Source organism: Pseudomonas saudiphocaensis, from assembly GCF_000756775.1.
Taxonomy (GTDB): Bacteria; Pseudomonadota; Gammaproteobacteria; order Pseudomonadales; family Pseudomonadaceae; genus Stutzerimonas; species Stutzerimonas saudiphocaensis.
In genome coordinates, this window is the sequence record NZ_CCSF01000001.1 from 3,381,603 (window position 1) to 3,407,487 (window position 25,885).

Consider the following 25,885-nt stretch of genomic DNA (forward strand, 5'->3'; position numbering starts at 1 on the left):
GTCGTTTCGGCTAGTCGCAGGTTTCCGCGATTTTCTGCCGGGTTTCCAGGATACGCGCCTGACGCTCTTCTTCGTCGAGGCGCCGGACCTCTCCTTGTTCTTCTACGCGTACTCGCGGGTTGTTCTGCAGTTGCGCCAGGTTGGTGCGTAGTGTCGTGCAGTACTGTTGGCGGCGGGCGTTCTCTTCGGCGACCTGTTTCTTGACCTGGCGCTCGATGTCCTGCTGCTCGGGCTCACCTGTGGTTTCGGCCTCGACAGGTGCTGCTGCGGATTGCCTGGGCGGCGGCGCTGCGGTGTTGAGGGTTTCCACCGTCTGGCCCTGAGGCGGCTGCGCGCCGAAGTGCGTGATGCCCTGGGCGTCAACCCATTTGTAGATCTGGCCGGCCATCACACTGCTGCTCAGCGCGAACAGCAAGCCGCTGGCGAGAATAGTCGAACGCATGCTTATCCCTTCTTTGGATGCAGTACCTGGCCGGTACTATACGCAAAACCTCCGCCCCTTCATTCTGCGCTGGATCACAGCTGAAAACAGTCAGAAGACAACAGCAGGCTTGACTTGGCAGGGTCTAATCCGAACAATTCCATGCTTGCTGTGCTGGAGACGCTGCGTAAGCCGTTTTCGGTCAACCATATTAGGTGCATACCCGCGCCGACCTGCTGCACCCGCAACGCGTTACCTCGCGCTGGGAGGGATGCCCCGCAATACACAGGGGTTTTTCCCGTTACTTGCTCAGTCAGTAGCTGACGTAGTCGGCGACCACCGTCGCTCATGCGCTGCTGGGCAGTAGAACCTATTTCTGGCCGGTCCGGCGCGGAGCGGCTATCTGGCGTTTTAGAGGTGAACAACAGTGGAATTATTATCCGGCGCTGAAATGGTCGTCCGCTTCCTGCGTGACGAAGGCGTTAAGTACATCTACGGCTATCCGGGTGGTGCCGTTCTGCATATCTACGATGCGCTTTTCAAGGAAAAGTCCATCGAGCACATCCTGGTTCGCCACGAGCAGGCCGCTACCCACATGGCCGATGGCTATGCGCGCGCGACCGGCAAGGCCGGCGTGGTGCTGGTGACCTCCGGCCCTGGTGCAACCAACGCCATCACTGGTATCGCCACAGCCTTCATGGACTCGATCCCGATGGTGGTCATCTCCGGCCAGGTACCGAGCAACATGGTCGGCACCGATGCCTTCCAGGAGACCGACATGATCGGCATCTCCCGGCCTATCGTGAAGCACAGCTTCATGATCAAGCATCCTTCGGAAATCCCCGAAGTGATGAAGAAGGCGTTCTACCTTGCCGAATCCGGTCGTCCAGGCCCGGTTGTCATCGATATCCCGAAGGATATGACCAACCCGGCCGAGAAATACGAATACGTCTACCCGAAAAAGGCCAAGCTGCGCTCCTACGGCCCGGCCGTGCGTGGCCACTCCGGCCAGATCCGCAAGGCGGCAGAGCTGTTGCTCGCGGCCAAGCGTCCGATCATCTATTCCGGTGGCGGCGTGATCATGGGCAACGCCTCCGCTCAGCTCACCGAGCTGGCGAAAATGCTCAACCTGCCGGTAACCAATACGCTGATGGGCCTGGGTGCGTTCCCCGGCAGCGACCGTCAGTTCGTCGGCATGCTCGGCATGCACGGCAGTTACACCGCCAACCTGGCCATGCACCATTCCGACGTGATTCTGGCAGTCGGTGCGCGCTTCGATGACCGGGTGATCAACGGCGCGGCGAAGTTCTGCCCGAACGCCAAGATCATTCATATCGACATCGACCCAGCCTCCATCTCCAAGACGATCAAGGCCGACATCCCGATCGTTGGCCCGGTGGACAGCGTACTGGCCGAGATGGTTGCCATCGTCAAGGAAATCGGCCAGGCACCGAACGCCGAGACGGTTGCCAGCTGGTGGAAACAGATCGACGAGTGGCGTGGCACCCGCGGCCTGTTCCCTTATGACAAGGGTGACGGCAGCATCATCAAGCCGCAGGCCGCCATCGAAGTTCTTTGCGAGGTGACCAAGGGCGAGGCCTACGTGGCGTCCGACGTTGGTCAGCACCAGATGTTTGCCTGCCAGTACTACAAGTTCGACAAGCCCAACCGCTGGCTCAACTCGGGCGGCCTGGGCACCATGGGCTTCGGTCTGCCGGCCGCCATGGGCGTGAAGCTGAACTTCCCCGAGGCCGATGTCGCAGTGGTGACAGGCGAGGGCAGCATCCAGATGAACATCCAGGAGCTGTCGACCTGCCTGCAGTACGACCTGCCGGTGAAGATCGTCAACCTCAACAACGGTGCGCTGGGCATGGTCCGCCAGTGGCAGGACATGGTCTACAACAGCCGCTACTCGCACTCCTACATGGAGTCGCTGCCTGACTTCGTCAAACTGGCCGAGGCCTACGGTCACGTCGGCATGCGCATCACCGACATGAAAGACCTCAAGCCGATGATGGAAGAGGCCTTCGCCATGAAGGATCGCCTGGTGTTCCTAGACATTGCGGTGGATACCAGCGAACACGTCTACCCGATGCAGATTCGGGACGGCGCTATGCGCGATATGTGGCTGAGCAAGACGGAGCGTACCTGATCATGAGACACATCATTTCCCTGTTGATGGAAAACGAACCAGGCGCCCTGTCTCGTGTGGTTGGGCTGTTCTCCCAGCGCAACTACAACATCGAGAGCCTCACTGTTGCGCCCACCGAGGATCCGACGCTGTCGCGCCTGACACTTACCACGGTAGGTCATGAGGAGGTGATCGAGCAGATCACCAAGAACCTCAACAAGCTGATCGAAGTGGTCAAGCTGGTGGATCTGTCGGAGAGCGCGCACATCGAGCGCGAACTGATGCTGATCAAGGTGAAGGCCACCGGCGCCCAGCGTGCCGAGGTCAAGCGCACCACCGATATCTTCCGTGGGCAGATCGTTGACGTCACCACCAACGTCTACACCATCCAGCTGGCCGGCACGACCGACAAGCTGGACAGTTTCATCCAGGCTGTCGGTACAGCATCGATCCTGGAAGTCGTGCGCAGCGGTGTCACCGGGATTTCCCGTGGCGACAAAGTGCTGAGCATCTAATACGTTTTTAATGAATGGCCCGAGCGGCCAGTAACTGGGGTAATTTCATGAAAGTTTTCTACGACAAAGATTGTGATCTTTCCATCATCCAGGGTAAGAAGGTCGCAATCATCGGCTACGGCTCCCAGGGTCACGCACATGCCTGCAACCTGAAGGATTCCGGCGTTGACGTTACTGTTGGTCTGCGTGCCGGTTCTTCTTCCATCGCCAAGGCACAGAACCATGGCCTGAAGGTCGCCGAAGTAGCCGAAGCCGTCGCCCAGGCCGATGTCGTCATGGTGCTGACCCCGGACGAGTTCCAGGGCAAGCTGTACCGCGAAGAGCTGGAGCCGAACCTGAAGCAGGGCGCTACCCTGGCCTTCGCCCACGGTTTCTCCATCCATTACAACCAGGTCGTTCCCCGCGCCGACCTCGACGTGATCATGATCGCACCGAAGGCGCCGGGTCATACCGTGCGCTCCGAGTTCGTCAAGGGCGGCGGTATCCCTGACCTGATCGCTGTCTATCAGGATGCTTCCGGCAACGCCAAGAACGTTGCGCTGTCCTACGCCTCCGGCGTGGGCGGCGGTCGTACCGGTATCATTGAAACTACCTTCAAGGACGAGACCGAAACCGACCTGTTCGGTGAGCAGGCCGTTCTCTGCGGTGGTACCGTCGAGCTGGTCAAGGCTGGTTTCGAAACCCTGGTTGAAGCCGGATATGCACCGGAAATGGCCTACTTCGAGTGCCTGCACGAGCTGAAGCTGATCGTCGACCTGATGTTCGAAGGCGGCATCGCCAACATGAACTACTCGATCTCCAACAACGCCGAGTACGGTGAGTACGTAACTGGCCCGGAGATCATCAACGAGCAGTCCCGTCAGGCCATGCGCAACGCTCTCAAGCGCATCCAGGATGGCGAGTACGCGAAGATGTTCATCAGCGAAGGCGCTACCAACTATCCGTCCATGACAGCCTACCGTCGTAACAACGCTGCCCATGGCATCGAAGTAGTTGGCGAGAAGCTGCGTGCGATGATGCCGTGGATCGCTGCCAACAAGATCGTCGACAAGACCAAGAACTGATCGCGATTTTGCTTGAAAAAGAACGCGGCCTCGGCCGCGTTCTTTCGTTAGGAGCAGGCGCAATCTGGTATAAAACGCTGCTGGTGTCAGGCTGAACCGGTAGTGTTGGGGTCTGTCGAACTTATTCAAACCTGCAGCAGGGTGGATTTACATGAGTGAGCATGAAGAGTCGAACAAGCCAGTCGCGCCGGAAAGTCTTCTGCCGATCGACGAGCATGTCGAAGAGGTGCAGGACTCCGAGGGCCGCAAGGTTCGGCATCGGGGGATTTATCTGCTCCCAAACCTGTTCACGACTGCCAACCTGTTCGCCGGCTTCTTCTGCATCATTACCGCAATAAATGGCAATTTCTATGTCGCTGCGGCAACCGTTTTCGTGGCGATGGTGCTTGATAGCCTTGATGGTCGGGTGGCGCGTCTGACCAATACTCAGAGTGCCTTCGGCGCTGAATATGACTCGCTTTCCGATATGGTGGCCTTCGGTCTGGCGCCGGCAATCCTGGCTTATGAGTGGGCGTTGTCGGAGTTGGGTAACGTCGGTCTGACAGTGGCCTTTATCTATGTCGCATGCGCCGCATTGCGCCTGGCTCGTTTCAACACTCAGATAGGTAAAGTGGACAAACGCTGGTTTATCGGTCTTGCCAGCCCGGCGGCTGCCGGCGTCGTGGCCGGCTCGGTATGGGCTGTCTGGGTGCTCGATGAGGTTGGCGTCAAGGGCGTAGATCTGCCGCTGGCGCTGGTCATGCTGTTTGCGCTGCTGGTGGCTGCCGCCGGTCTGCTGATGGTCAGCAACATCAAGTATTACAGCTTCAAGGATCTCGACCTCAAGGGGCGTGTGCCATTCGTGGCCATCCTTGTTGTGGTGCTGGTCTTTGCAGTGGTCTTCAGTGATCCGCCGCGAGTGCTACTGTTAATCTTCCTGGCTTATGCGGCCTCCGGTCCGGTGCAGTTCCTGATGCGGCGGAACAAAAGCGTCGACAGCTGATTCCTATCCCGATCCGCTGTCTGGTTAGCCCGGTCCCGGGCAGCGGAGATTGTCATGCTGATCAAGGTTCCCGATGGCGGCGAATGTCGTGAATCTCAGGTAACCCCTGAAGAGACCTATCTGAACCGGCGGCGGGTCCTGAAAGGGCTGGTCGCTTCAGCGGCGTTTTCAACGGTTCCCAGCCTTTCCTCCTTGGCTGAGGCGTCGCGATATGCCGGGGTCGCCGTTGCGAAGGCTCCGGCCTGGTTCGATGACAAGCTGCTGCATGCGCAGTGGCAGGCGTCGCCAGACGGCGAGAGCCTCACCCCCTTCCGCGATGCCACGCATTACAACAACTTTTACGAGTTCGGCCCGGACAAGGGCGACCCGGCTCGGCATGCTGCAGGCATGGTTACCGAACCCTGGACCGTCATGATCGATGGTGAAGTGGAGCGTCCAGGGCAGTACTCAGTGGAGGATCTGTTCGCGCCGAGTCGCCTCCAGGAACGCATCTATCGTTTGCGTTGCGTTGAAGCCTGGCCGATGGTCATTCCCTGGCTAGGTATTCCTTTGGCCGGGCTGATAGAGAGGCTGGCCCCGACCTCGGCGGCGAAATACGTGCGTTTCGAAACCCTGGCTCGCCCGGAGCAGATGCCGGGGATGCGCGCCGGTTTTTCGCTGATCGACTGGCCCTATGTTGAGGGGCTCAGAATGGATGAGGCGGTGCATCCGTTGACCTTGTTGGCGGTCGGGATGTACGGCCGTGTGCTCCCCAACCAGAACGGCGCGCCGCTTCGCCTTGTGGTTCCCTGGAAGTACGGTTTCAAAAGTATCAAATCCATCGTGCGCATCAGTTTCGTGCGAGAACAGCCGAAGACCACTTGGCAAGCTATGGCGCCTGACGAGTACGGCTTTTATGCCAACGTCAATCCGCAGGTCTCTCATCCGCGCTGGTCTCAAGCCCGCGAGCGGCGGCTGCCTGGGAGTCTATTCAGTCCGAACATTCGCCAAACCCAACTGTTCAATGGTTATGCAGATCAGGTTTCGCACCTGTATGCCGGAATGGACCTGGCCCGGGATTACTGATGCGTCATTTCTGGTGGCGGTTGCTGATATTCCTTGCCGCTGCGAGTGTGCCTTTCTATTGGTTGTATCTGGCGGCTATAGACTCCTTGGGGCCGGATCCTGGCAAGGTGCTTGTCGATAACCTGGGGCAGGGCGCTCTGGTCTTTCTACTTTCCTCGTTGACGATGACGCCTTTGCAGCGCTTGAGCGGATGGGCTGGGTGGATCTCCTTCCGTCGACAGTTGGGCTTGTGGGCTTTCACTTACGCGCTGCTTCACTTGTCTGCGTATCTGTATTTTCTGCTGGGATTGGATTTCAGCAGCTTCGGTACCGAGGCGGTCGAGCGGCCTTATATAACCGTAGGGGCTATGGCCTTGTCGGGGTTGCTGGCCCTTGCCGCAACATCGAACCGCTGGAGCATGCGCAAGTTGGGCAAGCGCTGGAAGCAGCTGCACCGCCTTGTGTACCCGGTGCTTCTGATCAGCTTGCTGCATATGCTTTGGGTGGTGCGCTCCGACGCGGGGCGATGGGCGCTCTATGCTTCTATCGGGAGTGTGTTGCTGCTAGTGCGTCTGCCTTCGGTATCTCGTCCTTTGTCAGATTTTCAGTTAAGGAAGAAGAAGTCGTCTAAGCTAAACAAATCTTAAGATAACGGTTGACGCGAGATTTGAGGTGCCTATAATGCGCACCTTCTCCGGCGCAGGCCTTCGGAAAAACCTCTTGTAAATCAAGAAGTTAGCTAAATTAAAGGCTTGCACGGACGGCGGATTCACGTAGAATGCGCCGGACTGATCCCATCCCGAACTCAGAAGTGAAACGACGCATCGCCGATGGTAGTGTGGGGCTTCCCCATGTGAGAGTAGGTCATCGTCAAGCTCATACACCAAACCCCCGATCCTCGAAAGAGGGTCGGGGGTTTGTCTTTGCGCGGAAGAAAATGAACCCATGTGGCTGCTCGGTAAAGGCTGATGCCGGCCTTGGAAGCTTGGGTCGGTTTTAAACCATGACGTTTCTCCATCGCCGTATAGCTCCTTTTTACGGTGCGTGCGACACATGCCTACAGCGACTGTCCCAATGGGATGCAGGCTCAGGCTAGGAGGGCTTGGTGTCACACGCGACAACCGCGCACGAGGTCAGGCCGAGGCTCTTGACCCGGTTCGATGACTGTCGCAGCCTTTACTGCTCAGTAAGCGTCGCCATGAGCCGCAGGCCTAACCTGCAGCAATGCGGAACTACACGCCTTACTGCATACCTATAAAGAGTATTTCGTCGCTCGCATGGTCGTGGCGACCGTCAGTCTGCGCGGTACTTATCGGACAGGGTTTCAATGTCTTTCGGTATAGAGCAACAACCACAGGGCAGGACTCCCTCGACAGCATCAAATTTAATGCTGGCCGGAGAAGTATTTCCTTGGCGAGAAGGCAATCAGTTCCAGTTATTGGTCGACGGCCCTCAGTTTTTTCCACGCCTCTTGCAGTGCATAGATGCTGCCGAAAGGCGCGTGGATGTCGAGTTGTATCTGGTGGAGGATGGCCAGTGTGCAGAGCACCTTGTCGATGCGCTGGTTGCTGCCGCCGCTCGCGGAGTGCGGGTGCGTTGTCTATTCGATGGCTTTGGCTGCCTCAAGCTTGGGCAAAAGACGCGTCAGCGTCTGCTTGACGGCGATGTAGAGCTGCGCCTGTATAACCCTTTGAACTTGCGCTTGAAGTTTCGCAACCTGCATCGTGATCACCGCAAGTTGATTGTGATAGACGAGACCTGCTGTTTTGTTGGAGGGACGGGTGCGACCGATGAGTTCTGGAACCCGGAAAAGCCCGACGAGCACTGGCATGAAGTCATGGTGGAAATTAGCGGGCCCTTGTTGCACGACTGGCGGCGCCTGTTCGACGCGCAGTGGGCGCTATGTCTGAGGAAAAGAATCTGGCAGTTCCCGCTGCCGCAGCGCCTGCCGAAAATTCCGGAAAACCCTGAACCAGGTAATGGAATGGGGCGGGTGGCTTATGCAGCGGCGCGGCAGCATCGTGACATCCTGCACAGCCTGATCCGCAACCTCCAGCGTGCGCAGACGCGGATCTGGCTTGCTACCCCCTATTTTCTCCCGACGGGGCGAGTGCGGCGCGAGTTACTGCGTGCAGCGCGTAGGGGCGTCGAGGTGCGCTTGCTGCTGACCAGTCGTAATACCGATCACCCGCCGATCCGCTACGCAGGTCAGCGTTATTATCCGCGCCTGCTTCGGGCCGGCGTGCGTATTCATGAATATCAGCCACACTTTCTGCACCTGAAAATGGTATTGATCGACGACTGGGTAAGCATCGGCTCGTGCAACTTCGATCATTGGAATCTGCGTTGGAATTTGGAAGCCAACCTTGAAGCGGTCGATGCCAACCTCAGTTCCAGCGTCGCGGAAAGTTTCGAGCAGGACTTTTTACGTAGTAAGGAAATCGACTTGCAGATATGGCATGCAAGGCCTTTGCGCATGCGTATCTATCAGAGACTCTGGGGTCTGCTGGACCGCCTGGCGATCAATATATTCAACCGCAGCGGCTGAACCGCTGATTGCTCAACTAACCGGAGAACGCCCCCTATGGCTGCAAAGAAGATTCTGATGCTGGTTGGCGACTATGTTGAGGATTACGAAACCATGGTGCCGTTCCAGGCGCTGCAGATGGTTGGCCACAGCGTCCATGCGGTATGCCCGGACAAGAAATCTGGTGAAACCGTACGTACCGCAATTCACGATTTCGAGGGTGATCAGACCTACAGCGAAAAGCCTGGCCATAACTTCGCCTTAAACTTCGATTTCTCGGCGGTACGCGCAGAGGCTTACGACGCGCTGGTGATTCCGGGTGGTCGGGCTCCAGAGTATCTGCGTTTGAACGAGCAGGTATTGGCTCTGGTCCGTGCCTTCGATGAGGCGAATAAGCCGATCGCTGCCGTCTGTCATGGCGCGCAGTTGCTTGCGGCGGCCGGAGTATTGAAAGGCCGAGACTGCAGTGCCTACCCGGCATGTGCGCCTGAGGTTAGGCTTGCGGGCGGCAAGTATGTGGACATTGCGGTCGATCAGGCGCATACCGAAGGTAACCTGGTGACGGCGCCGGCCTGGCCAGCGCATCCCGCCTGGTTGGCGGCTTTCCTAAAGCTCCTGGGCACCGAGATAAAACTATAGGATGGCGGCCCTGTCGGCTTCATCCCTTCTTCAATCCCATTGAGAGAGCTATCCGTGACCGCCTCGAACAATCCGCTGCATGGCGTAACCCTCGAAGCCATGCTGATCGAGCTGCACGCTCATTTTGGTTGGGAGGGGCTGGCCGAGCGAATCGACATTCGCTGCTTCAAGAGTGAGCCCAGCATCAAGTCGAGCCTGACCTTCCTGCGTCGCACTCCCTGGGCGCGGGAGAAAGTCGAGGCGTTGTTCGTTCGCATGCGCAACGGGCGCGCTTGAGATCGCCCTACCTCAAACAGAAAGCCCGGCACTAGGCCGGGCTTTCTGTATTCAGTGACGCTGTTACTGCACTTCAACAGCCAAGCTATCGCTGATCTTCTTTTGCCAGATCGCCGGGCCGGTGATGTGTACCGACTCGCCGTTGGTGTCGACCGCTACGGTCACCGGCATGTCCTTGACCTCGAACTCGTAGATCGCTTCCATGCCCAGCTCGGCGAAGGCCAGTACCTGGGACTTCTTGATGGCCTGAGCCACCAGGTAGGCGGCGCCGCCCACGGCCATGAGGTACACGGCCTTGTTGTCCTTGATCGCGTCGATGGCGATTGGGCCGCGCTCGGATTTGCCGATCATGCCCAGTAGCCCGGTGCTTTCCAGGATCTGGCGGGTAAACTTGTCCATCCGCGTGGCGGTAGTCGGGCCGGCTGGGCCAACCACTTCATTGCCAACCGGATCGACCGGGCCAACGTAGTAGATGAAGCGACCCTTGAGGTCTACCGGCAGCTCTTCACCCTTGTTGAGCATGTCGACGATGCGCTTGTGCGCCGCATCGCGACCGGTGAGCATCTTGCCGTTGAGCAGAATGGTCTCGCCCGGTTTCCAGCTCTGCACTTCCTCGGGAGTAATGGTGTCGAGGTTGACGCGACGTGCGCTCGGGCCGGCTTCCCAGACGATTTCCGGGTAGGCATCCAGTGGCGGTGCTTCCAGGCTGGCAGGGCCGGAGCCGTCCAGCACGAAGTGCGCGTGACGAGTGGCCGCGCAGTTGGGGATCATGCACACCGGCAGCGAGGCAGCGTGGGTCGGGTAGTCCATGATCTTCACGTCGAGCACGGTGGTCAGGCCGCCCAGACCCTGGGCGCCGATGCCCAGCTGGTTGACCTTCTCGAACAGCTCAAGACGCATTTCTTCGATGCGGTTCTGCGGGCCGCGAGCCTTGAGCTCATGGATGTCGATGGACTCCATCAGCACTTCCTTGGCCATCACGGCGGCTTTCTCGGCGGTGCCGCCGATACCGATGCCGAGCATGCCTGGCGGGCACCAGCCGGCGCCCATTTCTGGGACGGTCTTCAGAACCCAGTCGACGATGGAGTCGGACGGGTTGAGCATGGCCATCTTCGACTTGTTCTCGGAGCCGCCGCCCTTGGCCGCGACGTCCACTTCCACCTTGTCGCCGGGAACGATGGAGTAATGGATAACTGCCGGGGTGTTGTCCTTGGTGTTTTTACGGGCACCGGCCGGGTCAGCCAGGATCGAGGCGCGCAGGACGTTTTCCGGCAGGTTGTAGGCGCGGCGAACGCCTTCGTTGATCATGTCGTCGACGCTCATGGTGGCGCCGTCCCAGCGCACGTCCATGCCGACGCGGATAAAGACGGTGACGATGCCGGTGTCCTGACAGATCGGACGATGGCCGGTGGCACACATGCGTGAGTTGATCAGGATCTGCGCCATGGAATCGCGCGCCGCCGGGGATTCTTCACGCAGGTAGGCTTCGTGCATTGCCTGGATGAAGTCGACGGGGTGGTAGTAGGAGATGAACTGCAAAGCGTCTGCAACGCTTTGAATCAGGTCGTCTTGCTTGATCACGGTCATGCAGCGCGTCCTCTTGGCGGGGCGGAGACAGGGCGCGACGAGACGGGGCCGACGCGCTCAGGTTGGAAAAATGCGCAGCAGTATAACCCGCCGTGCAAGCGCATACACAGGCGGACCAAAGGCGAAGGGACAGCTTAAGAGATGTTGGCGGAGCCGGGCGGCCCCGCCAACCGGTGGTCAGCTCAACGAATCGCCGACGCGCAGGATTTTCATGGTGTTGGTGCCACCAGTGCCGTGGTAGCTGTCACCCTTGGTCAGGATGACCCAGTCACCGGGCTGGACGATCTCGCGCTTGAGCAGTTCATCCACCGCCGCCTGGCTGACCTTGTCCGCCGGCAGCGCTGCAGGGTCGAACGGGATGGTCTGTACGCCGCGGAACATCGCTACCCGAGCCTGGGTTTCGCGGTAGGGCGAGAAAGCGAAAATTGGTACCGACGAGCGAATGCGCGACATGATCAGCGGGGTGTAGCCGCTTTCAGTCAGGCTGATGATCGCCTTGACTCCAGGGAAGTGGTTGGCGGTGTACATCGCCGCCAGCGCGGTGCTTTCATCGCTGCGGTTGAAGTGCTGGCCAAGCCGGTGGCCGGAACGGGTACTGGTCGGATGTTTTTCCGCACCCAGGCAAACCCGGGCCATGGCAGTAATCGCTTCGACCGGATAGTCGCCAGCTGCGCTTTCTGCCGAGAGCATGACGGCATCGGTGTAGTCGAGAACTGCGTTGGCTACATCGGACACTTCGGCGCGCGTTGGCATCGGATTCTGGATCATCGACTCCATCATCTGAGTCGCGGTGATCACCACCTTGTTGTTGCGGCGCGCGTGCAGAATGATCTTCTTCTGGATGCCGACCAGTTCGGCATCGCCGATTTCTACGCCCAGGTCGCCACGCGCCACCATCACAGCATCCGAGGCGCGAATCAGACCGTCCAGCGCCTCGTCGTCGGCTACGGCTTCGGCTCGCTCGATCTTGGCTACCAGCCAGGCCTTGCTGCCTGCCTCGTCACGCAGGCGGCGCGCCAGCTCCATGTCGGCGGCATCGCGCGGGAATGAAACGGCCAGATAGTCCAGCTCCATCTCGGCGGCCAGCTTGATGTCGGCCTTGTCCTTGGCGGTCAGTGCCGGTGCGGTCAGGCCGCCGCCGCGACGGTTGATGCCTTTGTTGTCCGACAGTGGGCCGCCGATCACCACGCTGCAGTGCAACTCGTCGGCGGTAACGGCATCGACGCGCATGACCACGCGGCCGTCGTCGAGCAGCAATTCGTCGCCCACACCGCAATCCTTGATCAGGTCGGGGTAGTCGATGCCTACCACTTCCTGGGTGCCGGCGTCGCGTGGATGGGTAACGGAGAAGCGGAACGAATCGCCTTCGGCCAGTTCGATGCGCTTGTTGGTGAACTTGGCGATGCGGATCTTCGGGCCCTGCAAGTCGCCGAGCAGTGCGACGAAGCGGCCATGGCGTGCGGCGATGTCGCGCACCAGCTGCGCCCGGGCACGGTGCTCGTCCGGCGTGCCGTGGGAAAAATTCAGTCGAGCGACATCAAGACCGGCCAGGATCATTTTTTCCAGCACCTGCGGCGAGCTGCTGGCAGGACCAAGGGTGGCAACGATTTTGGTACGACGCGGAGTCATCCGATCTTCCTTCTGCTTAACGAGATGTCCCGAGGCTACTACGCTCGGAGGCTGTAGTCATTGTTAGTCGGCACTACTCTTCATTACGGCCCGGTACGGGCGAAAAGCCCGGTTTTGACAGCCAAACGGTCTGCAGTTTTTGAACTGGCTGCCGATAAGCTGGAATCCGGAGGATTTATCCATGCGTGCCTTTTTGATTCTTTTTTTCGCCACTCTAAGCGTAGGCTGTAGTAGCAGAAACGCGCTTGATCGGCATATCGACAGCGCCTACCGCTACTACGAGCAAGGCGACTGCGGCAAGGTGGTGCTCGAACTATCCCAGGCCGAGCGCCGTAGCCGCCCACGTGACAATTTGCAGCCGGAAATATCCCTGCTGCGCGGGCAGTGCCTGGAGCGCCAGGGATTGTTCGTCGATGCGGTAGAAACCTATCGTTTTATCCTGGCCCGTTACCCGGCCAGCGAATATGCCTACCGTGGTCGCGCACGGCTGGAGACGCTGCGTCAGTTGGGGCACTATCAGCCTGATAAGCCGGCGATTGGCCCTGTGGCGAGACCGGAGCGATCCTGAACTGACGGAACGGTAAGGAGCATATGCGGGTCACATTCCTGTTGTTACTCGTTCTATCCTTGCCGTCAGCAGCACCGGCGCAGATCTACCGCTGGGTCGACGCCCAGGGAAGCGTGCATTTCGGCTCGCAACCGAAGCCGGGCGCCGAGGTTGTGGAAGTCAGGCCGCAGATCATTGAGCGTGATGAGGCCACCCGCAGTCGGGAGGCACGTAGCGAACGGTTCTTCGACGCTCGGCGGCAGGAACAGCAGCAGGCCACGCAAACGGCGCGGGAGCGGCAGGCGCAACGTGAGCAGGCATGCCGGCAGTGGCGAGAAGAACTGGCCGGCTTGTCCCGCGGCGGACGCTACTTTTACACCGATGCAAAGGGTGAGCGGGTCTACTACAGTGACGAAGAGATAGGGGCGGCGCGGCAGCAATTGACCGGTCGTATCAACGCAGGCTGCGGCTGAGGCCGACAGTCGTCTTCGCGGCAGGGCAGGAACCCATGAACATGCTCAATCAGCGAAGTATCCAACGGCACCAGTTGCCGTATTACCTCAACGTATTCAACCGGTTTACAGACAAGCCCCTTGGCTTCATCGGCAATCTGTCAGAAACCGGGATGATGCTGATCAGTCGCTATCCGATGATGACCAATGTGCGTTTCGAGATGCGCCTGAAGATTCCAGCTCAGCATGGGGAGCTGCGCTGCGTCGATCTGAGCGCCACCTGCCTCTGGACGCGTGAAGATGTAACGCCGGGCAGCTTCGATTCGGGCTTTGCCCTGATCTCGCCGCCCGACGAAATCCGCAGCATGATCGAAGCGCTGCAGCGCTACTTCAGCTTTCGCGCCACACCGCAGATTCCACCGGCGCGCCTGCCGCGCTCAGGCTCGTCGCCCAGTAGAACCGAGGACGAGGACCGCTGCCACGGGACCTAGCCCCGTTAGATCACGCCACCTCTTTTCCAGGCCAGATAACGGCCTATCAGCTGCGGGCCGATCTCATGGGGCAAGGCTTCGAGCACCGGTACGCCATGGGCCTGCAGCCGTTCATGCAGCCTGTCGCGTGCGTTCAGGTAGTCCAGCGTGCCGCAATAGTTAAGCGCATCCTGAAAGCCGTTCACTGGCTGCTGGCGCAGTGTGTCGATTATGGGTTCACGTAGGCTCGCCACCAGCACCCTGTGTCGGCCTGACAGGCGACGCACCGCATCGAGCAGCTCCTGATCGTCCTCGTCGCGCAAGTTGCTGAGGATGATCACCAGCGCACGACGTTTCTGCCGCTCGAGCACATCGCTGGCGGCACGGCTGAAGTCGGCGGGCTGCAGGGTTTCCGCCAGGTCGTAGACGCCGTTGAGCAAGGTATTGAGCTGTTCCCGACCCTTGGCTGGCGGGATAAAACGGCGCTGCTCGGTAGCGAAGCTGTACAACCCCAGCGCGTCGCCCTGGCGCAGAGCGACATAGCCCAGCAGCAGGCTCGCATTGAGGGCGTGGTCGAAGTGCGAAAGGGTGCCGTCCTGGCTGCGCATGCGGCGGCCGCAATCGAGCATCAGCAGGATCTGTTGGTCGCGCTCGTCCTGGAACTCACGGGCGATGGGCGAGCGTTTGCGCGCCGTGGCCTTCCAGTCGATCTGGCGCAGGGTGTCGCCTTCGCGATAGTCGCGCAGCTGATGAAAGTCCAGACCCAGCCCCCGGCGGGGATGTCGGCTGACGCCCAGTCTGCTGAGCCAGCTGTCCACGGCCATCAAAGACGCGCCATGCAGCCGTGTGAAATCCGGATAGACCCGCGCTTGTGACTCCAGCGGCAGCAGGCGACGCTGGCGCCACAAACCCAGCGGACCGTACAGGCGAACCTCGCAGCGGCGGGCGCTGAACAGGCCGCGATGCTCCGGGCGCACCCTGTAGGTGAGTTCAGCCTGCTCGCCGTGAGACAGTGTCAGGCTGCGCGGCAGATGCTCGAATTCCATGCCAGCCGGCAAATGATCGAACAGGTCCAAGTGCAATGGCCGAGCCTGCGCGTGCCGTACCTGCAGCCGTACATCATGCCAGCGGTTCAAGGCCAGATTGCCCGGCAACCTGCGCTGCAGCTCGGGTGGCGGCAGGCGGCGCAGGTTCCAGGCGTCGAATAGCGCCGTCAAACCCAGGCACAACAACAGCCCCCACCAGGCGGTGTGGATGACGGAAGGTGCGGGCTGGCCCAGCGCCGAGGCGATGCCAAGGGGCACGGCCAAGCCAAGCAACAGCAACAGCGCGTAGAGCAGGCGGCGGGTTGGGTTCATCGAGCGTGGCGCCTTGGGCGAATCAAAGACGCGGTGCCGTGATCTGATCAAGCAGTTGCAGCAGCAGCTGATCCACCGAAACTCCATCCATCTCCGACTCTGGCGCGAGACGCACACGGTGCCGCAGCACGGCCAGTGCGCAGTCCTTGACGTCATCCGGCGTGACGAACTCACCACCGCGCAATAACGCCCGAGCACGTGCGCAGCGCACCAGGGCAATGGACGCACGGGGCCCGGCACCCAATGTCAGGCCGGGCCAGTTGCGTGTAGAGCGGGCCAGGCGCACGGCGTAGCCGAGCACCTGCTCATCGAGGGGCATGTCGCTGGCGATCTTCTGTAGCGCCTGGACGTCCCTGGCTTGCAGCAGCACACGCAGCCCGCTGACATCGAGGATGTCGGTGCGCGTCGAACGGGTGACCTGGCGAACCAGTTCCAGCTCTTCGTCAGCCTTGGGATAGTCCATACGCAGCATCAGCATGAAACGGTCAAGCTCGGCTTCGGGCAGCGGGTAGGTGCCCTCCTGTTCGATGGGGTTCTGCGTGGCCATCACCATAAAGGGCTGCGGCGCGGCGAGAGCGCGACCTTCCAGCGTGACCTGGCGCTCCTGCATGACTTCCAGCAGCGCGGCCTGGGTTTTCGCAGGGGCGCGGTTGATTTCATCGGCCAGCAGCAGGTTGGTAAATACAGGGCCCTTGCGCAGCCTGAATTGCTCGCTGGCGAGATCGTAAACCGCGTGGCCGGTGATATCGCTGGGCATCAGGTCAGGCGTGAATTGGATACGCGAGAACTCGCCGCCAAAACAACGCGCCAGCGCGCGTACCAACAGGGTTTTGCCCAGCCCCGGTACGCCTTCGACCAGCACATGGCCGCCGGCGATCAGCGCGGTCAGCACGCCGTCGACGATCTCCTGTTGGCCGATGACCGCCTTGTGCAATTCCTGGCGCAGCGCCTGGGCCAGCTGGCTGGCGCGCTGGCGCTGGATTTCGACTTGAGTGGATTCACTGGGCGCATCGTTCATAGGGCATTCCTGAGGCTTTGCAGGTGCGAGACCTGGCGGGTGAATTCGGCGGCGCTGAGGCGTGTTTCCCGTATCGGGCGCAGCGCCTGCTCCACATCCTTTGCCGGCAGACGGCTGAGGGTCTGCAGCAGCCGGCACTGTTCGGCGTAGGGCAGGCTGTCGAATGCGGCGTGACGCCTGCGAGCCTGACAGCGGATGTCTTCCTGTAGTCTGCTCAGCAGGTGCTGCTGGCCAGCGTGGCGATAGAGGAAGTCGGCACTGCCGCGCAGATGTTCCTGTAACTGGCGTCGGCCGCGCGCAGCGGGCTGCTGCAGAGGGCCGTGACGCTGGGCGAAGTGCCAGGCTCCCAGCAGCAGAGTCAATACCAGCGCGGCCAGCGTCTCGGGGAAGTGGCGCAGCAACAGCTGCAGCAGGTTTGCGTGCTCAGTGGCATGCACCAGGGTGACGGCGCGATCCTGGGTGAGGTACCAAAGCAGCCAGGCGTGGTCGTATCGGCCGATATTGCCGTTTTGCCAGATCCAGCTATCAGTGAGCGCAGTGACCAGACCAGCGCCGTGGCGCAGCTGCAGCATGTGCGTGGCGCCGGGGCTGTTGGCCCAGGCATGGGCCTTGCTGCCGGCATCGTAAAGATGAAAGCGCGTGTCGAAGGCCATATAAGCCGGCGCTTCTTCATTTTCCAGATACAGGCGTGTCAGTTGCGGGTTGGTTTCAGCTGCGGTAGCAGGCACGTCAGCTTTATCCTCCTCGCCAACTTCGTACTGCTGCAGATTCAGTACATCGAGCAGCAGGTCGCCACTGGCCTTGTTCTGCTCATCCCAGAGCTGTTCGGCGACAAAAATCAGATGTCCTCCCCGGGCGGTCCAGTCCAGCAGGTTTTGGACCTGCTGTGCGGTCATCATCTCGCGCTGAGCCAGAAGCAGCAGGACCTGGCTACCAGGTTCCGTGCCGAAAATGCCGGCAAGGGTCTCATCGTGGTGAACGTCGCGCCCCTGGGATGAGAGAAACAGCCTTGCGGCGAGATAGGGGTCGCGCTGCGCCTCGGGCGATGGTCCGTGCTCCAGCACTTCGTCATACGGCTGCAGCTTGCTGCCGGCGAACAGCAGCAGGGCGCCCAGGACTGCTGCTAGCAGAAAGAGCAGATGGTGGCGCTTCATGGGCTCACCCGCGGCTCGAACAGCTCGCGCCACTGGCAGCACAGCTCATGCCTTGCTGCATCGGTTGGCAGGCGGTGGCCATAAGCAAGGTTAAGCCAATGACCGGTCAGGTTCTCGGCGAAGCGGCTGAGCTCTGCCTGGCCTGTGCCGCGCACCAGCCGCAGGATCTCGCCTTCGGTGTGTGCATCGCGCAGCGGCAGTCTCTGTTCATGCAGCAGGCGGCTGAGGAATGCCCTATAAAGCAGGCCCAGGGCCGCGCGCGGTTCACTAGGCCAAAGCCTGTTCACTTCGCCAAGCACATCCGCCGGCAGGCTTTCAGGCACCATCTCCAGGCCGAACAGCAGTTCAGGGGCGTCCCGGCGGACGATGGGTGCATTGCCCAAGCGGCCCACGTGCAAACTGATCCATTCGCGGTAACGCCAGAGCACCAGGCCGATCAGGCCAAAGAGGCACGCCCAGAGCAGAACTTCGAGGGCATTGACGAGGTGATCCAGCGCACTCCAAAGGTTGTTGATCCCCGCCAGCTGCTCGAGCAAGCGCGCCAGCCAACCGGGTTCCTCATCGGCCTGCGCTTCGCCGAAGCGCCAGCGTGTGACCGTTTCATCGTTTTTGAACGGGGGCTGATTCAGCAGCTCGGCGATCGCCGTACTGGCTTCTTCGCTGGTCAGTGGCTGGTTCAGCAGGCGCTCGTGCTCAGGCCCGGAGGTTTCGGCCCAGGCAGTTTGCACTGGTGAAACGAGCAGCAGCCCGGCCCCCAACAGCAGGACCGGCAGCAAGCTTTGCAGGCGTTCGCGCAGCCGGCGAAAACTCAGCTCCAGGTCCCAGGCTTCCAGCTGGGTGCGGCGGTTCAGATAGAGGCTGAAGCCACTGGCGACGTAGATCGGCTCCCAGACCATCAGTACCAGCGCGTAGAGCAGGTTGGACAAGTGTTCCAGCCAGAGCAGCTCGTCGCTGGCGTAGAGAAGTTCCTGCCACTTCAACTCGCTGAGGAGCTCGGCGGGGATCAGCAGATAGAGTAGCGCCAGTGCGCCCAGCCATAAGGCGAGCTCCAGATGCATGCCGACGATAGTCAGCCAGGTAGCCACGCCGGTGTTGCGCTGCCCCAGCACTATCAGCCGTTGATTGCGATCGGAGCCGGACAGTTGCTCAAGCTGCAGCACCGGCAGGTCAAAACTGCGGGTAAGGCTCAGGCGGCGCCAGGTCAGGCTGGCCAGCCACTGCTGGCGCAGCAGGCCGGGCAATGCACGCAGGCTTTCGCCCACGCTGGGGGTATGGCCGAACAGTGCCCGCGAGAGAATGAACAGCGGCAAGCGCTCGTAGAGCGGCTTGAGCCACCAGAACAGCAATAGCGCGAGGCTCGGGTACTGCCAGAAGACCAGGCTCAGCAGGGCGAAAACCGGCAGCGTCAGCAGGGCCCAGGTGAGCATCAGCAGGCTGCCATGGCGGCGGGCCAACAGGGTGCCGAGATCCAGTGCTTCCCAGGCACTGCGCGGACGGATGGCCACGCTGGCATCATTCAGGTGCATGCCGGCCCCTACCGCAGACAGTGAAATACAAGCCGACCAGCAGCCACAGCAGCGCCCCCACAGCATATTTGACTTGTGGCGAAGTGAAGGTCATGGATGACCAGTAGGCTTCGACGAAGGCAGCGATCAGCAGCATCAGCGTAGCCCCGGCGATCAGGCGCACGGCGCGACTGGCGGCAATCCGCAAAGCTTCGCCCCGGGTGAAACGCCCCGGTGCGATAAGTGCTGCCCCCATTTTCAGCCCGGCGGCACCGGCCAGGGTAATCGCGGTCAGCTCGAAGGCGCCGTGGCCGATTACGAATGACCAGAACGGTTGGTGATAGCCAATGCCGGTGAGATGACCGGCAATTGCGCCGATCATCAGGCCGTTGAACAGCAGGTAGAACAGGGTGCCTAAGCCGAACAGCAGGCCACCGGCGAAGGTCTGGAAGGCGATGCCGATATTGTTCATTACGTAATAGCCGAACATCACCCAGTCGTCGCCGGAGCCGCGGGTGCCGAACTCGCCCAGGCGCCGGGCCGCAGGGTCGTACATGGCTTCCATCTGTTCGACCTGGGTTGTACTGACCAGGCTATAGATGAGTTCGGGGAAAGCTAATACGAGGGCAGCCATGCCCAGTAGGCTCAAGAACAGCAGACTGGCGGCAACAACATAACGCCATTCTTCGAGTACCAGCCTAGGGAAACCGCCCAGCACAAAGCCCAGCAAGCGACCGGCCAGTGGGCTGCGGTGGCGATACAGTTGCTGGTGGCCACGCTGGGCCAAATGTTCGAGGTAGTCGACCGAATGGCTGCTGTAACCCCGAGAGCGGGCCAGCGCCAGGTGCTGGCAGAGGCGTCGATATGCAGCCGGAAAGTCGCTGATGCCGGAGGTCGTCTTACGGCCCTTTTCGAGGGCCTCGAGACTCTCGCTGAATGCGCGCCATTCGGCCTGATGGCGGGCTTCGAAGTGGCTCTGCTTCATGCCGGTCCTATCAGGCTGCGGGCGATCCCGTTGAGACGTGCCGGTGCTTGTTCTGGCGAGACCTGCAGTGGTTCCGCGAGGATCGCGGCCAGCTCCTGACGGCGCTCAGGCGAAAGAGCGGCCTGGCGTTCGGCGAAGGCGATCAACGCGCGTTGCTCTTCCAGTTTCAGGGCGAACGGCGCCGGATCAGGCTCGGCCTGGGGTAGGTGCTGCGGCTGTGATGCGCGTGTGTCATAAATTACCAAGGTCCCGCCGGCAAGATCGCCCAGTCGCTTGAATGACGGGTTCCACAGGCAGCACAAGGCGCCCAGAAAATAACCGAACGGCAGAATATCGACGAAGCGCAGCAGGTTTCGTGTCAGCGAGGAGGCCCAGCCGACCGGGGTGCCGTCGTCGTGGACGACCTTGAGTCCCAGCCAACGCTTGCCCGGCGTTCGGCCCTGGTTGAAAACCTCGAACAACACCATGTAGCACCACTGCACCAGGAACAGCAGCAACGCACCGCTGCCCAGTCCGAACTGACCCAGCAGCCCCAGACCAAACCCCAATACCAGCAACAGGACCGCGCGAATCAGCAGGTCCACGGCAAAGGCCAGCGCACGCGGTACCAGCCCAGCAGGGCGTAGCTGCAAATCGATACCTTCCGGCGTTTTGATCCGGTGGCTGTTGTCCAGTAGCGCTGAGGTGCTGGAGGAAGGCAATGAGTGTGTCCAAACAGATGACTGAATGCGGCCTGTTCCGGCTCGCAATCGCGCATGAAAGCATTGAATGCGGCGTTCGACCAGAACCTGGCAGGCAATTTTGGGCACAATGCCGCGATGCGCTCGGACGTATGCGCGTCGCCCCGCAATTTGAAGGAATCCGCCGTGACAGCCAGCATCTTCTGGTACGACTTCGAAACAACCGGCATCTCCACACGCCGAGACCGCCCTCTTCAGGTTGCGGGTATACGCACCAATGAGGCGCTGGAGGAGATTGGCGAGCCGCTGAATATCTATTGCCGGCCGGCTGACGACATTCTGCCGCACCCGGCGGCGTGCCTGGTTACGGGCATTACGCCGGCAGTTCTGGCCGAAAAGGGGTTGTACGAAGCCGAGTTCATTGAGCGACTGCATCGCGAACTGTCCCTGCCAGCCACTTGCGGGGCCGGCTACAACAGTTTGCGTTTCGATGACGAAGTGCTGCGGCACAGCCTGTACCGAAACTTCTTCGATCCCTATGCCCGTGAATGGCAAGGCGGTAATAGCCGCTGGGACCTTATTGATTTGGTGCGTACTGCCTATGCACTGCGTCCGGAAGGGATAGTCTGGCCGCAGGAAGAGGGGCGCGTCACGCTCAAGCTCGAACGCCTGAGTCAGGCCAACGGGCTGGAACATCTGCAGGCCCACGACGCACTCTCCGATGTGCGGGCCACCATCGCCCTGGCCCGGTTGATACGTGAGCGCCAGCCAAAACTCTACGACTATCTATACCGGTTACGCCGCAAGCACGCGGTAATAGAACAGATTGAACTGCTCAAACCACTGGTACATGTTTCCGGCCGTTTTTCGGCGGAGCGTCATTATCTATCAGTGGTATTGCCGTTGGCCTGGCATCCGCGCAATCGCAATGCACTGATTGTGTGCGACTTGAATGCCGATTGCTCACCTTTGTGGGATACACCCGCCGAGGAGCTGCGCGAGCGGTTATATACGCGCCGGGAAGATCTGGATGGAAAACTTCCGGTCCCGTTGAAACTTGTACAAGTCAATCGTTGCCCGGTACTTGCGCCAGTAAAGGTTTTGCGGGAAACCGATATCGAACGGCTGGGGCTTGATATGGATTCTTGTAACGCCAGTGCTCGGACACTCCAGGGTTGTCGAGCGCAGTGGCAGGAAAAGCTGGCTGTTATCTATCAGGAAGAATCATTCGAGGATACGACTGACCCGGAACAGCAACTCTATGCCGGTTTCCTTGGTGATCGGGACCGCCGGCTATGCGACCAGGTACGGAATATGGCGTCATCCCATGAAATGTTTGCTTTTGATGACGAGCGCCTGCCGGAGCTTTATTCCCGTTACCGGGCGCGCAATTTCCCCGAGTACCTTTCAGAGGCGGAAAAGGCGCGGTGGAAAGCATTTTGCGCCAAACGGCTCAGCGATCCTGAATACGGCGCTCCTAATACGCTGGAGCAGTTCGACACAGGCGTGCAGGAGATGTTGAAAACGGCCAGCCCTGCACAGACCGAGCTTTTACGTCAGTGGGCCGCGCATGCGCAGGGGCTTCGTGAGCGCTACATACAAAGCAATTGAGGCCTGGCAGCCTTAGCATGCGTTCTTTAGCGAGATTCTAAGGGGGCAAACAAAAAAGCCATCTGATGCAAGGTTTGCGTCAGATGGCTTTCGGTGATGCGAGAGGATTTAGTCCAGCAGGGTGGCCCAGCTTTCAACTTCCTCGGAACCCCATTTGGCTTTCCACTCTTTGAGAGTCTTGTGGTTGCCGCCTTTGGTTTCAATCACATCGCCGTTGTGCGGGTTCTTGTATTGTTTAACGCGACGGGCACGCTTGGCAGCTGGAGCGCGGCTCAGACGTTGTGTCTTGATGTTGCGGGCATCAGGATCAAGCAGGGCGATAATGTCGCGTAGCGACTTCTGGTATTCGCCCATGAGTTCACGCAGTTTGCCTTCGAACTCAAGCTCCTTTTTCAGCTTGTCGTCTGCGGAAAGAGACTTCAGACGCTCCTGAAGTTCCTTGATGGCTTCTTCGGTGGCGCGGTATTCATTGATGAGCGACATGTCACTTCCTTGGTATAGGTATGAACGCAAGTGTTGGCAATCATAGACAGCTGCATTGCACAAGTAAATATAGTGCTGATTTAAAGAGTAAGCATTTTTATTAGTTAAGGCGCCGGTGGTCAGACTATTCCCCGATTTGTTTCAGCTACCACGCATTAGCCATCTTTCCGGAGCTGTTAAGTCACCAAGTGAGGCTTGGCGTACGCAGCTGGCATTACTCTGGGTTTAAACGGCCATCGTGCTTTCAGGTGTTGGTCGAGCGAGCTCAAGCGTCATGCCCATTCAAAGGCGAGCCGGCACGCCTCTCAAGGTATTTGCTCTACCAATCAACTGGTTGTGTTTTTCCCGGCTGGGATAGAATGGCGCGTCTTTTTTTGCAAGCCGGAGTTCTTTTCAATGCGCACATTCAGGCTGGTCATTGCCTGCCCCGACGGTGTCGGTATCGTTGCCAAAGTCAGTAATTTTCTGGCGACCTACAACGGCTGGATTACCGAAGCCAACCATCACTCCGATCATCAGAGTGGCTGGTTCTTCATGCGCCATGAGATCCGCGCGGACTCACTGCCCTTTGATCTGGACGGCTTCCGCCAGGCGTTTGCGCCCATCGCCAGGGAGTTCTCGATGGAATGGCGCATCACCGACTCGCAAGAGCGCAAGCGCGTGGTCTTGATGGCCAGCCGCGAATCCCACTGTCTGGCCGACTTGCTGCACCGCTGGCACAGCGGTGAGCTGGACTGCGACATTCCGTGCGTGATCTCCAATCACAACGACCTGCGCAGCATGGTCGAATGGCATGGCATTCCCTATTTCCATGTGCCGGTCGAGCCGGGTCGCAAAGACGAGGCTTTTGCCGAAGTCGCACGGCTGGTTCGCGAGCAGCACGCCGATGTCATTGTGCTGGCGCGCTATATGCAGATTCTGCCGTCCGAGCTCTGTGAGGAGTTCGCTGAGCGCGTGATCAACATCCACCATAGCTTCCTGCCGTCGTTCGTCGGCGCCAAGCCCTACCACCAGGCCTCACTGCGTGGTGTGAAGCTGATCGGTGCCACCTGCCATTACGTCACCGAGGAGCTGGACGCCGGCCCCATCATCGAGCAGGACGTGGTACGCGTCAGCCACCGTGACAGCATCGAAGACATGGTGCGGCTGGGCAAAGATGTGGAAAAGATGGTGCTATCGCGTGGTCTGCGCTATCACTTGCAGGACCGGGTGCTGGTTCACAGCAACAAGACGCTGGTCTTCAACTGATCGGCAACCGGCGGGCTAGGGTAGTTCCATTGGAAACCGGTTGATCCACAACCGGTGCGCCGCGGCATGTCGGAGGCCGAAATGTCATACAGCGATTGCCTGGTACTGGGTGCGGACGCGACAGGCGCTGCCAACACTCATTCATGGCGTCTGGCCAACCGCCATGGGCTGATTGCCGGCGCTACGGGTACCGGCAAGACGGTTACGCTGCAGCGCCTGGCCGAGCAGTTCAGCGACGCCGGCGTTGCGGTGTTCGCGGTGGATATCAAGGGCGACCTCAGCGGCCTTGGGGCACCAGCAGCACCCAAGGGCAAGATCGCCGAGCGTATCGCCAGCATGCCCTGGCTCGACTATCAGCCGCGCGCCTGTCCGCTCACCCTGTGGGACATACAGGGCCGAAGCGGGCATCCGCTGCGCACCACGCTGACCGAAATGGGGCCGCTGCTGCTGGGCAACCTCCTGGAGCTGACCGATAGCCAGCAGGCGGCGCTTTATGCGGCTTTCAAGATCGCTGACCGAGAGGCCTTGTTGTTGCTGGACATCAAGGATCTGAAGGCGCTGCTCAGTCACCTGAGGCAAAATCCCGACGTGCTCGGCGAGGACGCTGCGTTGCTGACCGGTGCATCGGCTCAGGCGCTGTTGCGGCGCCTCGCGACCCTGGAGCAGCAGGGTGCCGAAGCTCTGTTCGGTGAGCCGGCATTGGCTATCGAAGACCTGCTGCAAAAGCACGGTGAACGCGGGCAGATTCACCTGCTGGATGCCAGTCAGCTGGTACATGAGGCGCCCAAGGTTTACGCGACCTTCCTGCTCTGGCTGCTGGCCGAGCTGTTCGAGCAACTACCCGAGCGTGGCGACGCGGATCGACCACTGCTGGCGCTGTTCTTCGACGAGGCTCATCTGCTGTTTCGCGGTACGCCGCGGGCTCTGCAGGAGCGACTGACGCAGGTTGTCCGGCTGATCCGCTCCAAGGGCGTCGGCGTCTACTTCGTCACCCAATCGCCTTCGGATCTGCCGGACGAAGTCCTGGCTCAGCTGGGGCTGCGCATTCAGCATGGCCTGCGGGCTTATACAGTCAAGGAGCAGAAGGCCCTGCGCGCAGTGGCGGACGGCTTTCGCGCCAATCCTGAATTTTCCACGCTGGAGACTCTGGTCGATCTGGGTATCGGCGAGGCACTGGTCGGTGGCCTGGAAGACAACGGTACACCCGCCATGGTGCAGCGCGTGGCAATCGCACCGCCGCAATCGCAGATTGGTCCGCTCGATGAGCAGACCCGACACGAATTGATTGCGCGCTCTGCCCTGCGAGGACGTTACGACAAAGCCTTCGACCGCGAGTCGGCCTACGAAATCTTGCTTGAGCGTGCCAAACAGGCTGCCGAACCTGAAGTGCCGAAGACGCGAAAAGCCAGCAGCAAGGATAGCGATATGCTCGGTGATCTGGCTGGTCGCGCGTTCAAGAGCGCCATACGTCAGGCTGCAAGCCAGCTTGGCAGGCAGCTGGCACGAGGGTTGATGGGTTCTTTGCTCGGCAATAAACGCTGAGGCGATCGCCCGCCAGT

At 60.2% G+C, this 25,885-nt stretch carries 25 protein-coding genes and 1 rRNA gene; 16 read left to right on the forward strand and 10 right to left on the reverse strand.

The features are described from left to right. Positions 1-10 precede the first annotated feature (10 nt). The gene (locus BN1079_RS15730; RefSeq protein WP_037026060.1) at positions 11-442 is read right to left on the reverse strand and encodes a DUF4124 domain-containing protein; all 432 of its coding nucleotides are present in this window, start codon (positions 440-442) and stop codon (positions 11-13) included. A gap of 406 nt (positions 443-848) precedes the next feature. Between BN1079_RS15730 and BN1079_RS15735 the strand changes: the two genes are divergently transcribed. The 10 genes from BN1079_RS15735 to BN1079_RS15780 all read left to right on the forward strand — a co-directional run bounded on the left by BN1079_RS15735 (position 849) and on the right by BN1079_RS15780 (position 9,599). Further along, positions 849-2,573, forward strand: coding sequence for an acetolactate synthase 3 large subunit (locus BN1079_RS15735; RefSeq protein ID WP_037026061.1), 1,725 nt, complete (start codon positions 849-851; stop codon positions 2,571-2,573). Positions 2,574-2,575: 2 nt separating this feature from the next. Further along, on the forward strand, positions 2,576-3,067 hold the full coding sequence (gene ilvN, locus BN1079_RS15740) for an acetolactate synthase small subunit (protein WP_037026062.1): 492 nt from the start codon (positions 2,576-2,578) through the stop codon (positions 3,065-3,067). 47 nt (positions 3,068-3,114) lie between these two features. Next, the gene (gene ilvC, locus BN1079_RS15745) at positions 3,115-4,131 is read left to right on the forward strand and encodes a ketol-acid reductoisomerase (protein WP_037026064.1); all 1,017 of its coding nucleotides are present in this window, start codon (positions 3,115-3,117) and stop codon (positions 4,129-4,131) included. 151 nt (positions 4,132-4,282) lie between these two features. Further along, a complete protein-coding gene (gene pssA, locus BN1079_RS15750; RefSeq protein ID WP_037026065.1) occupies positions 4,283-5,113 on the forward strand; it encodes a CDP-diacylglycerol--serine O-phosphatidyltransferase in 831 nt (276 codons plus the stop codon). A gap of 54 nt (positions 5,114-5,167) precedes the next feature. Then, a complete protein-coding gene (msrP, locus tag BN1079_RS15755; protein ID WP_037026067.1) occupies positions 5,168-6,178 on the forward strand; it encodes a protein-methionine-sulfoxide reductase catalytic subunit MsrP in 1,011 nt (336 codons plus the stop codon). Beyond that, positions 6,178-6,804, forward strand: coding sequence for a protein-methionine-sulfoxide reductase heme-binding subunit MsrQ (gene msrQ, locus BN1079_RS15760; RefSeq protein ID WP_037026069.1), 627 nt, complete (start codon positions 6,178-6,180; stop codon positions 6,802-6,804). The genes msrP and msrQ overlap by 1 nt, the downstream gene beginning before the upstream one ends. A gap of 109 nt (positions 6,805-6,913) precedes the next feature. Then, positions 6,914-7,033, forward strand: a 5S ribosomal RNA gene (gene rrf, locus BN1079_RS15765). 511 nt (positions 7,034-7,544) lie between these two features. Beyond that, complete coding sequence (locus BN1079_RS15770) at positions 7,545-8,705, forward strand: phospholipase D-like domain-containing protein (RefSeq protein WP_037026071.1); 1,161 nt, start codon at positions 7,545-7,547, stop codon at positions 8,703-8,705. Between the two features lie 36 nt (positions 8,706-8,741). Beyond that, entirely contained in the window at positions 8,742-9,323 is a 582-nt protein-coding gene (locus tag BN1079_RS15775; RefSeq protein WP_037026073.1) for a DJ-1/PfpI family protein, read from the forward strand. A gap of 54 nt (positions 9,324-9,377) precedes the next feature. After that, positions 9,378-9,599, forward strand: coding sequence for a VF530 family protein (locus tag BN1079_RS15780; RefSeq protein WP_037026075.1), 222 nt, complete (start codon positions 9,378-9,380; stop codon positions 9,597-9,599). 63 nt (positions 9,600-9,662) lie between these two features. On the opposite strand, the gene BN1079_RS15785 is transcribed toward BN1079_RS15780, so the two are convergent. Together BN1079_RS15785 and pyk are read right to left on the reverse strand one after the other, a co-directional pair. Continuing rightward, positions 9,663-11,186 (reverse strand): fumarate hydratase, encoded by a 1,524-nt coding sequence (locus BN1079_RS15785; RefSeq protein ID WP_037026077.1) that lies wholly within the window; start codon positions 11,184-11,186, stop codon positions 9,663-9,665. A gap of 177 nt (positions 11,187-11,363) precedes the next feature. Further along, positions 11,364-12,815: a pyruvate kinase gene (pyk, locus tag BN1079_RS15790; protein ID WP_037026079.1), complete on the reverse strand. Its 1,452-nt coding sequence runs from the start codon at positions 12,813-12,815 to the stop codon at positions 11,364-11,366. A 181-nt stretch (positions 12,816-12,996) separates the two neighbouring features. On the opposite strand from pyk, the gene BN1079_RS15795 reads away from it, so the two are divergent. From BN1079_RS15795 to BN1079_RS15805, 3 genes are read left to right on the forward strand one after another with little or no spacing between them, the layout of a single operon-like run. Then, entirely contained in the window at positions 12,997-13,383 is a 387-nt protein-coding gene (locus BN1079_RS15795; RefSeq protein WP_037026080.1) for a tetratricopeptide repeat protein, read from the forward strand. A gap of 23 nt (positions 13,384-13,406) precedes the next feature. Then, entirely contained in the window at positions 13,407-13,835 is a 429-nt protein-coding gene (locus tag BN1079_RS15800; protein WP_037026081.1) for a DUF4124 domain-containing protein, read from the forward strand. A 35-nt stretch (positions 13,836-13,870) separates the two neighbouring features. Then, positions 13,871-14,305, forward strand: a complete 435-nt coding sequence (locus BN1079_RS15805) for a PilZ domain-containing protein (protein ID WP_037026082.1) — start codon at positions 13,871-13,873, stop codon at positions 14,303-14,305. A 5-nt stretch (positions 14,306-14,310) separates the two neighbouring features. Here the strand turns inward: BN1079_RS15805 and BN1079_RS15810 are convergent, their stop codons facing one another. The 6 genes from BN1079_RS15810 to BN1079_RS15835 are packed head-to-tail and all read right to left on the reverse strand — an operon-like array spanning position 14,311 to position 21,005. Next, the gene (locus BN1079_RS15810; protein ID WP_037026083.1) at positions 14,311-15,642 is read right to left on the reverse strand and encodes a DUF58 domain-containing protein; all 1,332 of its coding nucleotides are present in this window, start codon (positions 15,640-15,642) and stop codon (positions 14,311-14,313) included. A 22-nt stretch (positions 15,643-15,664) separates the two neighbouring features. Beyond that, positions 15,665-16,660 (reverse strand): AAA family ATPase, encoded by a 996-nt coding sequence (locus BN1079_RS15815; protein ID WP_037026084.1) that lies wholly within the window; start codon positions 16,658-16,660, stop codon positions 15,665-15,667. Next, a complete protein-coding gene (locus tag BN1079_RS15820; protein ID WP_037026085.1) occupies positions 16,657-17,814 on the reverse strand; it encodes a DUF4350 domain-containing protein in 1,158 nt (385 codons plus the stop codon). The genes BN1079_RS15815 and BN1079_RS15820 overlap by 4 nt, the downstream gene beginning before the upstream one ends. After that, positions 17,811-19,340 (reverse strand): DUF4129 domain-containing protein, encoded by a 1,530-nt coding sequence (locus BN1079_RS15825; protein WP_037026086.1) that lies wholly within the window; start codon positions 19,338-19,340, stop codon positions 17,811-17,813. Before BN1079_RS15825 ends, BN1079_RS15820 begins: the two co-directional genes overlap by 4 nt. Continuing rightward, positions 19,327-20,304, reverse strand: a complete 978-nt coding sequence (locus BN1079_RS15830; protein ID WP_037026087.1) for a stage II sporulation protein M — start codon at positions 20,302-20,304, stop codon at positions 19,327-19,329. The genes BN1079_RS15825 and BN1079_RS15830 overlap by 14 nt, the downstream gene beginning before the upstream one ends. Then, positions 20,301-21,005, reverse strand: a complete 705-nt coding sequence (locus tag BN1079_RS15835; protein WP_037026088.1) for an RDD family protein — start codon at positions 21,003-21,005, stop codon at positions 20,301-20,303. The genes BN1079_RS15830 and BN1079_RS15835 overlap by 4 nt, the downstream gene beginning before the upstream one ends. A gap of 165 nt (positions 21,006-21,170) precedes the next feature. Here BN1079_RS15835 and sbcB point away from each other — a divergent pair, with 165 nt between their 5' ends. Then, positions 21,171-22,595 carry an exodeoxyribonuclease I gene (gene sbcB, locus BN1079_RS15840; protein ID WP_037027016.1) on the forward strand — a complete coding sequence of 475 codons (1,425 nt, stop codon included), beginning with the start codon at positions 21,171-21,173 and terminating at the stop codon, positions 22,593-22,595. A gap of 108 nt (positions 22,596-22,703) precedes the next feature. On the opposite strand, the gene mvaT is transcribed toward sbcB, so the two are convergent. Next, positions 22,704-23,078: a histone-like nucleoid-structuring protein MvaT gene (gene mvaT, locus BN1079_RS15845; protein ID WP_037026090.1), complete on the reverse strand. Its 375-nt coding sequence runs from the start codon at positions 23,076-23,078 to the stop codon at positions 22,704-22,706. Between the two features lie 396 nt (positions 23,079-23,474). Between mvaT and purU the strand changes: the two genes are divergently transcribed. Further along, complete coding sequence (purU, locus tag BN1079_RS15850; RefSeq protein WP_037026092.1) at positions 23,475-24,326, forward strand: formyltetrahydrofolate deformylase; 852 nt, start codon at positions 23,475-23,477, stop codon at positions 24,324-24,326. A gap of 81 nt (positions 24,327-24,407) precedes the next feature. Next, positions 24,408-25,868: a helicase HerA-like domain-containing protein gene (locus BN1079_RS15855; RefSeq protein WP_037027017.1), complete on the forward strand. Its 1,461-nt coding sequence runs from the start codon at positions 24,408-24,410 to the stop codon at positions 25,866-25,868. The last annotated feature ends 17 nt before the right edge of the window (positions 25,869-25,885 follow it).